Here is a 445-nt window from a genome sequence, read left to right as displayed (position 1 = left end):
TCTCTAAAATAGCGCTATAATAGGACTTAGGAAAAAGGAGGAAAAAATATGAAAGTTCATTCTAATTTTACTGGACCTAAGTCCAAAAAACGTCTGATTGCATTCTCATGTGCAACTGCTCTTGCAGGTTTTGCCCTCATCGCAAAGCCTGCCTTCGCTGAGGAAGCTAAAGCTGATAACTCATCAAACCTTGATGTGACTGCTACTACCACTGCTAATGTAGAAACCACAGCAGACCTCGTAGAAACAAAGGTTGTTGAAGCTCCTGCTACTACTGAAAATGTGGCTAGCACTGAAAGCACTACAAATGTCTCAGAACAAGCCGCAACTTCTGCTGCAAGCTCTGAAACTACCAGTGAAACAGCTTCAACAACTGCAAGTGAAAGCCAAGCTCCTGCAGAATCGGTCTCAGGCCAAACACGTGAGGCTGTAACTACAGACCGAG

General features: G+C 44.0%; 1 pseudogene. It reads left to right on the top strand.

The features are described 5' to 3' along the window. Nucleotides 1–48: 48 nt before the first annotated feature. Nucleotides 49–445, top strand: a pseudogene (locus HMPREF2607_RS10665) (glucosyl transferase); the annotation flags it as partial.

The sequence above is a fragment of the Streptococcus sp. HMSC078H03 genome (assembly GCF_001808655.1).
GTDB lineage: Bacteria > Bacillota > Bacilli > Lactobacillales > Streptococcaceae > Streptococcus > Streptococcus salivarius_G.
Note: the sequence above shows the minus strand (reverse complement) of the source record. Positions and strands in the feature narration are given on the sequence as shown.